We start from the raw sequence: 12432 nt of genomic DNA, 5'->3' as shown, positions 1-12432 counted from the left end.
TTTTACCTTTTGAGAAAAGTTGGGTGAACAATGCCCCTGAATTCTGCTGTATGTGTTAAAGAACAACGATCGCACTAGCGACAACAAGACAATACCAGTAAGTAAACAGCATGTAAGTATGATGATCTTCTTGTGGAGAGCGATTCAAGACAATCCGCGCTGCAATCAACCAGCTAAATACTGCCAGTACAATATCACATAGTAAAGTACTGACAGTATTTACCGTCGGCATCATTAATATGAAATGGATAATTAATGGTAATAATCCGAAGCCTAGACTCAGTATGATTCGGCTTGTAGTTTCTCCAAAGGCGATAGGAAATGTGCTTCGGTTAACGGCCAGATCGCCCTCTATATCACGAAGATCCTGAACTGCGACTAGTGTACTCCAGATACCACCGATCAAAAATAGCCACTGCCAGGCGATCGGTGTAATTGGCGTTATCAATTGCCAGACTGCTGCAAGGTGGGCAAATGTACCTAATCCAATCAAGAAGTTTTTGGTAATCCAGTATTTATCCCAACCACCAAAGTTATGGAGAATAACAACCATCTGGCAAATTAAAGCCCATTCTAAAACCCCAAAGTACCAGCCTACAAACGTAAATAAGCCCATACTCAAAAACCATCTCACTAAAGCTCCATGAAGTGAGATTTTCCCTGTAACGAGTGGGCGATTAGGCTTATTAATTCGATCTTCTTCTACACCAGCTATTTGGTTAGATAAGCAAAATGAGAAAAGATACAACCAGACAAATAGTGTGCCATATCCCAATGCTAAAAGTAATTCACTAAAAGATGATTGTACATAATGCGATGCAGCTACTATAAATAGTACTGGTGGTATGATAGTACTCGAAATATCACGCCCCGTAAATTGCCAAATTAAATCCAATTCTCGAAGCAGACTTTTGTATAAGCCTATGACTGGAAAACTTAAAGATATAACTCTACTCTGTGCATCCACGATCTTTTTATCCTTTGTAATTGTTGAATTAAACTAGTAGTACACCTATCCTATTTAGATCGTGAATATAAATTTTCAAAATAATCTCATGCACCACACGTATGGCAAAGTCTAGCCAGTCGCTTGGTGTTACCAAACTGGCGTTGAGGATCGGTTTCCGACTATCAAAGTTTTGCTAGAATACCAATTCAATTAATTGAGTAATCCTAAAATAACTTCTGTCTAAGTAGAGATTTAGATTTTTGATTATTGAATTGATGTACTAGAAAAAGACGCCCAGAAAAGAGATCGTAAAAATTTTTAGTATTCACAAACAATTTAGGATTACTGTAGTCATAAAAGTAACTTTATGGCTATAAGCTACTAAATAAGAAAATACTACTTACTACAGTGTTAAAGTATACAAAATGTCTTTTAGTGTTATTTGGTTGAAAGTTCTTAACCTGTTCATGATTATTTAACTTTTTTTCTATATTTGTAACCGTAGTCTTAAGTAATTTTAATTAAGTATAAGTAATATTTATGAAATTGTAATATAAAATACGTATTTTAGATAAAAAATACTTAAAATAAGGGTGTAATATATTATAAAAAGCTATAATTTTTACAGAAACTTAATTAACAAATTAGCCCTTTCTTATATTTTAGAATTCGTCTTGGAAAGTGGTTTATCGAAAATATTGCCCTTGATTTTTTCATTACATATATATACTTCATGTATATATATGTAGTATTTGCCAGAAATTAAATAGAATTTAATATCAATAAGCTTGCTTATATTTACTTAATAAAAACGAGATATTAAAAAAAAATATACATAAAATTAAATTGATTTTATTTTATGTAGTTAGACTTATCAAAAAAAATCATCAAAAATATAAAAAATATTCTATATACTTAGCTATTAAGTATTAACACTGATATGTTATGAAGTTATGACATATTTATCTGCTATAAAAAGATATATTATACCTGTGTAAGAAAGATTAAAAGTGAGCAGGAGATAGAATTCTCTATCAAAAGAGAGATATTAATATATACAGAAAACTTAGGTATAAAATAGATATAGTATAAAACTTTGTATCTGTTGGTAGATTGACAAAAAACAGAAATCTGTATTTAGAAACAATAACTATATCTAAGTCTGCAAAATCGGTGTAGTTTATATGTATTTCTGACATAGCTCTATTTGATGAATACTCTCAAAAAGCACTTTAGGAGAGGATTATAGGTCAATAAGCTATTATGCCTAAATTGAAGTGAGGTTGAGTATGAGGAGCGATCGCTAATTTAGAGACTTCCAAAGAGAAAAAACATTCAACTATTCCCAAAGAAGTAGGCGTTCTTGAAGTTGCTGCAAAATCTAGGGTGCTGTACTCGTACTTGGTGTAAATACGACAGTGTGTCTTTTGACATAGTTGCACTGCAACCGTGAAAGTACAGGTAGTGACTGTTTTAACTTAGTGTGATAGAGAAGTGAAAAAGTATTTTTCGTTGCTAACAGTAGGTTTACCGAGTTTACTGATAGCGTTTCCTGGCTTGGCTGCTGATACTGAAATTCAGCGAAGAAATAGCGATAAATCAACCGAAGCCATTTCAGATATTCCTAGTTTGAGTGAAATTGAGCTACCCGCTACTAATGCTGAATTATTAACTCAAGAATCTGCGCCAAATGAAATTGAGTCAGAAACAGGGTCAGAACCCAGCGATGACGCAGATATTTCCATAGAAGCGATCGGAGAAAAAGATAATCTGCCCGAATCTACGCCAACTTACGCCATTGATAAAGAAGAAATTGAAAAGCAAGGTGCAACCAGCCTAGCAGATATTTTGAAAAGAATGCCTGGTTTTGCTATCAATGATGCAGGTCATGGTGCAGATACTCATACAGGAACATATTATCGGGGTGCTTCAATTAATCAGTCTGTATTTCTGATTAATGGCAGACCAATTAATAATAATGTCAACACTTATCATGGTGGAACTGACTTAAATAGTATTCCGGTAGAGGCTATTGAACGAGTAGAATTATACAGTGGGACAGCCTCGGCTTTATATGGTTCTTCAGCCTTTGGCGGAGTTGTGAATATCATCACCAAAGAAGGTTATGGAAAACCTAAATTGAGTGCTAGTGCAGAATTTGGCTCATTGAGTTTAAATAATCAACAAGTGAGTTATGGTGGTTCATCTGATAATGTAAAGTACAACTTTAGCTTTGAGAGATTTTTTACAGATAACCGTTATCGTGTTCCTGTAGGTGCAGCAAATCGTGATAGTCAGGGATTTTTATCGAATGCAGACACAGCCACAAGTACATACTTTGGAAGCATTGGTCTAGATTTAGATAAAAAAAATTCTTTGAATTTAGATATTACTAAACTCAGCAGTCGTCGCGGTTTAATTTACTTTGGTTTTCCTCTCCAGCAAGACAGATTAGACCACGATGGTTTAAATGTTGGCTTATCTTGGAAAACTCGACTAGGTAATGGAGAAAGCTCTAATCTGACAACCTCAATTGGTTACAATCAAGATTATTTCAGCACCTATGGCCCTACAGGAGCATTTTACCGTACAGGAGTTTTAGATACACAACAACTCACAGCTAGAGTAGACCATGAATGGAAAGTTTCCTCTAATAATAAATTACGCTGGGGATTAGATTTGAAAAACACCGACTTAAACGGTGATGTTTTCAGTACGAATCCTATTAGGATTGCCAATAACGAAACTGAAAATAGGAGTTTGTTTAATACAGCTTTATTTGCTGTGAATACTTTGAATATTGGCGAGAATTTTTTGATAGATTTAGGACTAAGACAAAGCTTTGACAGCCAGTTTGGCAATTATCTTAATCCTAGTGTTGGATTACGTTATGCTGTCACTCCAATAGTCGCAGTGCGTGGGAGTTGGGCTGGGGGACAGCGCAATCCTGGGTTAGATCAGTTATATGTTTATGATACAGTTCATGGTTGGGAACCTAATCCTGATTTAAAGCCAGAAATTGGCTCCACTTGGACTGCGGGAGTAGATGTCAATTTTTCGGAAAATTTGATTGGACAGTTTACTTACTTTGGTAGTAGTATAGGCGATCGCCTGGGAGTGGTCGCCGGAAGATGGGCAAACATTGGATTAGTAGATACCAATGGTTTAGAAGCCGCATTGCAATTAAAAATTGCGGCTGGTTGGTCAACTTTTCTCAACTACACTTATACAGATTCCCAAATCAAAACAGGCTTAGAAAGAGGTTTACAGTTAGGTTTAATTCCTTACTCTGTACTCCAAACTGGTGTAGGTTATCAAAATGCAGGTTGGCAAGCTAACTTATATGTTACTTACAACAGTGGCGCTCGCAGATCTATCTTTAATAATCCTGGTGACAGAACTACAGATTTTGCACCATCTTTTGTGAATTTAGATTTAACTGGTCGTATACCTTTAACTACCAATTTAGGATTGACAGTTTACTTAGAAAATCTATTAGGTGAGCAATATGAGCGAGTTAATCGCATCTATAGCCCTGGTTTTACTTTTCGTTTGGGTTTAAGCGCCAATTTTTAGGTATTAAATGTAGAGGTTTTGGAGTTTCAAAATCTCTACATTATTGTGATGGAGATCCCCCCAACCCCCCTTAAAAAGGGGGGCTAGAGGGGATCTTCGCGTTTGACAACAGTCACTAAAGCACCATATTTTCTAGCCTTAGGTTAGGCTAAAGTTATAATGCAATCTACTTAACATTTACTTTTAATACAAAATCTAAAATTGCCATGAGAGCAAGAATTGAAAATAAAGTGCTTTTTATCCACCATGAGGATTTACCAGAGTTTAAAAAGGGTGGTTCGGTGGTGCGGAATTCTTATTTCTGGGCGCTACGTTCAATTGCTGGTCAAGCTTCGCGGTATCGTGATTGGGAATACGAATCAGAGGTTTGGCTAGCCCTTTCACGAATGCTTCTGTCGTTTGCTGAATCTGGGTATTTGGGTATTAGAGAAACCTTGCTGGAGTTTCCCTTATCTCAAGGAGAAATTCCTAATTTGCTGCGAGATGTGTCTACTTTTGAGTAGGGATGCATAGCTTTTGTTTGCAGAAAACACCGAAATGAGTAAGTCAAATGGCATTTTGTGAAAGCATTTAAGTATTTTGAGCAAATAATCAGGTATTTTCAGAAAGTAATTAAGCATTTTGATAAATTAATCAGCAAATATACTTGATGATTAACAATTGTGGCTGCACACGGCTGTAATTAATATTACATTACAAAAATAATGGTTGCACTCATTGGGCACTCAAATGAGGTTCAATCCGTCACGATTAGCCATCATGGACAAATCTTAGTTAACAGCAGTCCTGAAACAAGGGTAGTTATGAGAAGACAATTAAGATGCACCAATTAATGGAGAAGAACAACGTGAAAATAGCGATTATTACTAAAACATTACTTACATCTATAAGTTTGTTAGCTTTATTTGCACCAAGTCAAGCATCAGCTCAACTTATACCGCAACCTTGGGTTTCAGTTGGTGGCAAAGATGGCGATGTAACCTATGCTGTAGGAGCTAGGGCTTTAAATTTTGGGGTTGAACTAGGAACTGGCCCTGATGGTGCTACAGGAGTAGATGTTTTAAAATTTATCAGTTTGCCTGTAATTTCACCTTATGTAGGAGTTGGACTTTATTCCGAAGATAAAGGTGTTGCGGTTTCAGGCGGTGTTCAGGTAAGTGCTACAAATAACGTTTTTGTAGGTGCTGGTTACAATTCTATTCGTGGCTTTAATGGGCAACTGGGAATCAGATTTTAACTAATTCGTAATTATTGGCGAAACACTTGCGCGTAATTGTCTTTCTTGGTGGTCTTGAATTAGTTGGGGATTTAGACTTTAAGAGGCAATACGCTTGGTTAAGGGCTACTGGCAAAAATTTTGGGTTTTCGAGACGCGATAAATCGCCGTCTCTACAAGTGTTTTGGTCTTATCTGAACTGTATTGGTTTATAGTATACTTTGCGACTTTTCAAACAACCTCTAACTAATTAAATTACGAATTATCAATTATGAATTAATTACCCAGGGGGGATAACTGAAGTTGAAATTAACTCTCTAATATGTTCTGCGGAATCTTGTTGTAATGCTGATGCCACGATCGCCTCACTCTCCCCTAAACTTAATTTAGCGATCGCCTGTTTGATTGCAGGTATACTTTGGGGATTGACGCTCAATTCATCTAGCCCCAAACCTAATAAAATTGGTGTGGCTAAAGTATCCGCCGCCAACTCACCGCATAACCCCACCGAAATCCCCGCAGTATGGGCAGCTTGGACAGTTTGCTGCACCATCCTTAATACTGCTGGTTGCAGTGCATCAACTAAATTTGCTACGCGTGGATTAGTACGATCGCCTGCCATGACATACTGACTAAGGTCATTAGTGCCGATACTAAAAAAGTCTACCTCAGCAGCTAACCGATCGGCGATCGCTACTGCTGATGGCACCTCCACCATAATCCCCACTTGCATCGCTGCATCGAAGGGAATACCAGCTTGATTTAGTTCAGCTTGCACTTCACCCAGAATTACCTTAGCTGCACGTACCTCAGTTAACGTGGCAATCATCGGCAACATGATTTTAATCTGGTTTCCAACACTAGCTCTCAAAATTGCTCGCAACTGAGTTTTAAAAAGTTCTGGAAGACCCAAGCACAAACGAATTCCCCGCCATCCTAAAAAAGGGTTGGCTTCGGGAAAGCCTATCCGAAGATAAGGAAGTGGTTTATCACCGCCTATATCTAGGGTGCGAATAATTAGCGGCCGATTATCTAAAACTTGAGCGATCGCCTGATAGACTACTAATTGCTCTTCTTCAGTGGGGGCGCTTGTTCTATCTAAATACAAAAACTCAGTCCGAAGTAGTCCCACACCTTCTGCACCATTAGCCACAGCAAGTTGGACATCACTGATACTACCAATATTGGCAAAAATGCTAACTTGCCGACCATCACGAGTAATTGCTGGCTGATGCGCTGTGGCTCGTGCTTCCTGTTGGGCAGTTTGCCAAGCTTCTTGCTTTACTTGAAGCTGTTCCAGGATATGTGATTCTGGTTCTACCCAAGCTTTACCACTTTCACCATCTAAAGCCATGAGTGTACCATCCGCCAAGTACAACACCTGGGCATCTACTCCCAAAACAGCGGGAATACCCAAGGTGCGGGCGATAATGGCGCTGTGGGAAGTGGCACTACCAGAAGTAGTACAAATGCCTAGCACCTTTGTCGGGTCTAATCCAGCGGTATCCGAAGGCGTTAAATCAGTGGCTATTAAAATCGCTGGTGACTCAAGATGCAAGTTGGCGGGGGCATTCCCAGTTAGTAATCGCAGGACTCTTTGCCCGACATCCAGAACATCGTCAACTCGCTCTTGCAAATAAGAATCTTCTATTGTGTGGTAGGAGGTTACCACCTCATCGACTACGGCTTGCCAAGTAGCCTCAGCATTTAGGTGGTGTTCTAAAATACGCCCATAAGCCGCTTCTAGGAGTACTGGATCTTCTAAAAACAGGAGTTGGGCATCAAAGATGGCGGCTTCAGCATCGCCAATTTGAATCGATGCTTGTGAGAACACCGCCTGAATTTCTTGTTGAGCAGTGCGAATTGCTGTTTGTAAACGTTGCCACTCTGCCTCAACATTATCTACGTGGTATTCTGTAACTGTAATGGGAGTAGGTTGATAATGAACAACAGGTGCGATCGCCACTCCACTAGAAGCTGCAATTCCCAAAAGTTCCCCGTGAGATGCTGGGGTGACTTCATGCCCTAATGCTGATGGATAATTAAAAGTCGCATTATCTTCACCAAAGTTAGTGGCGAATAATACTTGCAATGCCGCCAGTGCTTCATCAGCATCCGATCCGATGGCACTAATTACTAATTCGTGTCCTTGACGCACCCCTAAAGTTGTGACTTGATTAATACTGTCGCCCCTGACTAACTCAGTATTTCTCGTTAAATTCTGCACCAAAATTTGGGATTGAAATCGGGCTGCTGTTCCCACAAACTGCGCTGCGGGACGGGCATGTAATCCTAAGCGATTGCTGACAATTAGCCGAATTTCTCGCGTTGGCGATTCTGTATTAATTGCTGCGATATTGCTATCAACAACCGCCACCGGATTATTAACCATACCCAATTGAGTCGCTTTTGCGGCTAATGCGCCCCGTGCTTCCGCCATCACTTGGTGAATATTTCTACCAGCCGCCGCAGCTACCACAGCCGCGATCGCACCTTCAACCAGAGGTGCTTCACACAAATACACTTTTTGCCGCTGTTCTACTGAGAGAAACTCTAGTGCCATTTCTGCACTTAGCAAAGCACTCCCCAAATCCATTAACACCAAAACACCAGCATCAGAAAAAACAGCAGCGATCGCTTCACTAACCTGAATCGGATCTGTACCCAACGGATTTTCGGGATCTTCAATACCCGCTGCAACCGCGATGGAGACTTGGCCTTGAACCATCTGGGCGGCGAGTTCCCGCACACCCAAAGCTAGTTGTTTACTGTGAGAAACTATGACAATTCCTACCACTGCCACACCGTCAACCTTTTTGAGAGGTTTGTGCTTAGCTAGTTATCCATTTCATTTTCCCATTCTGCACCGCCAAAATGCACCTATTATCATTAAAATTGCAACTGTCCGACAATATTCCGGTCTTTCCAGCTAGAAACCTGAACAGAATAGCCTTCTTTTACAGGAATACGCGGTGTCCACTCATAAACTCCATCGCTGGCGGTACGAGAAGAAATGTTTTGGATAAGTTTCTTCCCATAGTACAACTTAATCGAGACATCACCATCAAGATTATCTCGCCACAATATTAAATAAGGCCGATCCTTCTTGGCAACGACTTTACCGACTGGTTGACTGATGAAGATTTTTGACGCTACCTGATTTTGACTTTTCTTACGGAATCCCAGGTAATGAGGTAAATTTCGGAAAGCAGGATTTTCTTGTGAATTAGACTGTTGTGGAACGATAATATTCCCGCTTTGGGAATTGAACAAATAAGTCGATCTACCGCCGTCAACGGTAATGATATCGCCTTTGACTCCTAATTTGCGTAATAAATCCGCTCCCTCATCGAGAGTTGCTTGGTTGACCGTCATTATCAACAATAACTCGTCGCCTTTCACACCATCTTTGTTGAGAGTACCGATGAGTTGATATTTATTGACTTGATTTTTAGCTAATACTTTTGCTGGATGATCGCTGTATTCATAAGTGACGATCGCATTTTTTACAGTTTTTTGGTTCAGAGTAGCACCGCTAAGTGGATCGTAATTTGTAATGTATGCCTGTTTATCATCCCAGACTAAAGCCTTGAGGTGAATATTACGATAATATTGATCTTTTGGTTCTTTGATGGGACCGTAGGGACTATTGCCACCACTGATAACTACATCATTAAGTTTAATTGGAAAAGATAACTCACTACTAGATTCGTACTGCTCAAAAAAAGAACAATTAATCAGTGAAAAAACATTATTTGCGTAAAGTTCTTTATATTCATCTGTGACTTGCGAAAACAACTTCCTTTGGAAAAAAGGGCTGTAATGTCCACCTTCCCCTTTATAATATTTACCTTGATTTTGCCCCATATTATCAACCTCTCCAATAATTTGATCGATGTGCATTTTGCGGAGGTCAATAATTTGTAAATAAGCTTCGTTACCGTTTGTTAATTGTTTTTTATATAAAGCTGCACCTTCTATAATCTGGAGAGGCTGATATGAAGATAAAGGATTAAAACTTTGAGCAATGCAAAAGCTACTGAGAATTGGCAGCAAAAAAAGCAATAATAAATTGATTACAGGATTCATTCGTATTTTCTGCGATCAAAAACAAGTCTCAGGAATTATAATCTAGATTTTAATATTAGCTAGCTTTTGAAGTCTAAGTTTTGAGCCTCAGAAGGTCAAAGTTGAACGAACCTTAGTTGTCCTATAGTTTTGCTTTTGTATTCTTAATGGTATAAGAGATGACACCTCAATTTAAATACAGCACTCTCGCCCATCCCCAGGATATTCAACGGCTTGGGAGTATCTTTGACCAATGTTTTGTTAACGCACTTGGTGGGGAGGGAGTTTACATCAACCAAATTGGCGTGGAAAATTGTCGCATTATTCGTGAGTCAGAGCAATTAATTGGTGGATTGGCGACTCTGGATATGGGTCAATGGTGGGGTGGTGAGCGTGTACCAATGACGGGAATTGCCGTAGTGGGTATAGCTCCAGAATACCGTGGTTCGGGAGGAGCGATCGCTCTTATGCAGAACACCCTCCAAGAACTTTATGCTAGAGGGATACCGCTCTCTGCTCTTTATCCAGCAGTTCAAGGCTTGTATCGAAAAGTCGGGTATGAACAAGGGGGTAGCTGGTACATTTGGGAAGTTGCAACCAACGCAATTGGTTTACGACAGCAACCCCTACCTTTGCAACCAGTAGCGAGTATTAATCATCAAGTCTTTCACGAACTGTATCAAAAGCAAGCAAAACTCACGCATGGGTATTTAGACCGACATCCCGCAATTTGGGAACGATTAGTTCAAGCAGATAAAAACGAAATAGCCTATGCTTATTTCATTGGTGCAAAAGACCAACCCGAAGGTTACATCATCTTCACTCAACAACGAACACAAGATGGTGAAATTATCTTTGTCAAAGATTGGGTACTGAGAACAGTTGAGGCTGTACAAACTTTCTGGTCTTTTCTCGCCACCCATCGCTCCCAAATTCAGCGAGTGCGCTGGAAGAGTTCTGCAATTGATACTCTGACATTGGTGTTACCAGAGCAAACTGCCAAGATTTCGACTCAGTTTCGCTGGCTGCTGCGAATAGTAGATGTAGTCAAAGCATTGGAAATGCGGGGTTATCCATCGGGAATTCAAGCTGAACTGCACCTAGACATTCAAGATAATTTGCTAGATGGAAACAATGGTAAATTCATCCTTTCTGTTACCAATGGACGCGGTGAAGTTAAAAAAGGTGGGTTGGGTGAGTTACAGCTAGATGTCCGAGAACTAGCACCACTATATACAAATTTGTTTACTCCGTATCATTTGCAAATAGCCGGAAAACTGTATGGGACACAAACCGCTATTTCAGCAGCCACGCAAATATTTGCAGGTGCCTCGCCTTGGGTAGCTGATTTCTTTTAAAGGGAATAGGGAGTGAGTGGGGCAATAAGGGATTTCCAAGTAAAAAAATATTCCATCTTGTGTATGCAGAGGACGCAGAGGAGAAAGAAGCTGCCACTATGAAAATGCGATAATTTATTTTCTGGAAGTCCCTAAATAACTGGAGTTTGTTTCTCAGGTTCTGCCAAAAGGGGGACTGTATTCAATCAGACTCCCTTTTTTTCTTGACCATTCCCCATCTAGTCTTAGTCTAGAGATAATGATAATCAAATAAGGAGAGTGTGAGAGGAACGAGCGATGCTCGTTCCTCTCACACTCTTCCCATGATTATCATTATTGTATTACTTATTGTGGCAGACATACTACACAATTGTTAAAGGTCGCGGATACTTTGAGGCTGACAAGATAATATTTTTAATCTCTAATTCCATTTGATTTGCGTTCTCTCATATCGCTTTTAGTCTAAACTCCAGTTGATGAATGCCATTTACTCTGGGGAGACATCATAGGATATATCTGGGGTAAAATGAGTGAGCGCATTTCAATTCCAGTTGTCAATGCTCGTGATAAACAAACATACTTTGGTGCATTAGACTATAAAACAAAGGAATTTCTCACCTATTCTGCCAAGACAGGTAACTCGGAAAACACAATTAATTTTTTGGAGTATCTCCGCTCACAACGTCCAGATGCACAACTTTTAATTATTTGGGATGGTGCTAGTTATCATCGCTCTCAAAAAATCAAAGATTATTTAGATTCTTTGAATGCCAACTTAGAAAAAGAACAATGGTTGATATCTTGTGAAAGATTTGCCCCAAATGCACCTCAACAAAACCCAGTAGAAGATATTTGGTTACAAGGAAAAAGACTGATTCGAGAGTTTTATTTTTTCTGTCATTCCTTCTCTGTTGTCAAAGCTTTATTTGAGTTGTCGCTTAACTGTCAAATTTTTGACTTCCCTAAGCTGTAGATTTAAAGATTCCTGTAGTTACAGCAAATCAAGCCACAATATCGAGTTTAGCAAGGCGTGCTTCTATTGAATCGGCACTTAGACCCTGTACGCTTGCTTCTCTGGGGCTATCATACTCTTGCTAAGTTTATTGTAAAAACCTCTTGATTTTTATCAGCGATTGTGAGAAAGTCTGATTTAATATCTACAAAATACGGTAAAACGATAGATTTACGGGATTATTTAGCTTGACTGCAAACAAGCGGTGGTTTTAGCTATGCTTTAATCCCGACAACATCTGATCGGACTGATTACAACTAAAAAACTATAACAG

7 protein-coding genes and 1 pseudogene are annotated in these 12432 nt (G+C 39.3%); 5 read left to right on the top strand and 3 right to left on the bottom strand.

Annotated elements, in window-relative coordinates; translation table 11 throughout:
- Positions 1–55: 55 nt before the first annotated feature.
- Complete coding sequence (locus ACFG4S_RS32015; protein ID WP_392532882.1) at positions 56–967, bottom strand: UbiA family prenyltransferase; 912 nt, start codon at positions 965–967, stop codon at positions 56–58.
- A gap of 1476 nt (positions 968–2443) precedes the next feature.
- Between ACFG4S_RS32015 and ACFG4S_RS32010 the strand changes: the two genes are divergently transcribed.
- From ACFG4S_RS32010 to ACFG4S_RS32000, 3 genes are all read left to right on the top strand, one after another.
- A complete protein-coding gene (locus ACFG4S_RS32010; RefSeq protein ID WP_392532881.1) occupies positions 2444–4525 on the top strand; it encodes a TonB-dependent receptor plug domain-containing protein in 2082 nt (693 codons plus the stop codon).
- Positions 4526–4731: 206 nt separating this feature from the next.
- Positions 4732–5028, top strand: coding sequence for a hypothetical protein (locus ACFG4S_RS32005; protein ID WP_392532880.1), 297 nt, complete (start codon positions 4732–4734; stop codon positions 5026–5028).
- 317 nt (positions 5029–5345) lie between these two features.
- Entirely contained in the window at positions 5346–5762 is a 417-nt protein-coding gene (locus tag ACFG4S_RS32000) for a hypothetical protein (RefSeq protein ID WP_392532879.1), read from the top strand.
- A gap of 259 nt (positions 5763–6021) precedes the next feature.
- Here ACFG4S_RS32000 and ptsP read toward each other — a convergent pair whose 3' ends face one another.
- Positions 6022–8538 (bottom strand): phosphoenolpyruvate--protein phosphotransferase, encoded by a 2517-nt coding sequence (gene ptsP / locus ACFG4S_RS31995; RefSeq protein WP_392536130.1) that lies wholly within the window; start codon positions 8536–8538, stop codon positions 6022–6024.
- Between the two features lie 92 nt (positions 8539–8630).
- Entirely contained in the window at positions 8631–9830 is a 1200-nt protein-coding gene (locus tag ACFG4S_RS31990) for a hypothetical protein (protein ID WP_392532878.1), read from the bottom strand.
- A gap of 158 nt (positions 9831–9988) precedes the next feature.
- On the opposite strand from ACFG4S_RS31990, the gene eis reads away from it, so the two are divergent.
- Together eis and ACFG4S_RS31980 are read left to right on the top strand one after the other, a co-directional pair.
- Positions 9989–11167 (top strand): enhanced intracellular survival protein Eis, encoded by a 1179-nt coding sequence (gene eis / locus ACFG4S_RS31985; RefSeq protein WP_392532877.1) that lies wholly within the window; start codon positions 9989–9991, stop codon positions 11165–11167.
- Positions 11168–11618: 451 nt separating this feature from the next.
- Positions 11619–12119, top strand: a pseudogene (locus tag ACFG4S_RS31980) (transposase); the annotation flags it as partial.
- Between the last annotated feature and the right edge of the window lie 313 nt (positions 12120–12432).

Origin of the sequence: Nostoc sp. C117 (assembly GCF_043099735.1) — a bacterium.
GTDB lineage: Bacteria > Cyanobacteriota > Cyanobacteriia > Cyanobacteriales > Nostocaceae > Nostoc.
Note: the sequence above shows the minus strand (reverse complement) of the source record. Positions and strands in the feature narration are given on the sequence as shown.

Coding starts and splice junctions, on each gene's coding strand:
- eis (WP_392532877.1), top strand. CDS start 9,989: ATGACACCTCAATTTAAATACAGCACTCTCGCCCATCCCCAGGATATT.
- ACFG4S_RS32000 (WP_392532879.1), top strand. CDS start 5,346: ATGCACCAATTAATGGAGAAGAACAACGTGAAAATAGCGATTATTACT.
- ACFG4S_RS32005 (WP_392532880.1), top strand. CDS start 4,732: ATGAGAGCAAGAATTGAAAATAAAGTGCTTTTTATCCACCATGAGGAT.
- ACFG4S_RS31990 (WP_392532878.1), bottom strand. CDS start 9,830: ATGAATCCTGTAATCAATTTATTATTGCTTTTTTTGCTGCCAATTCTC.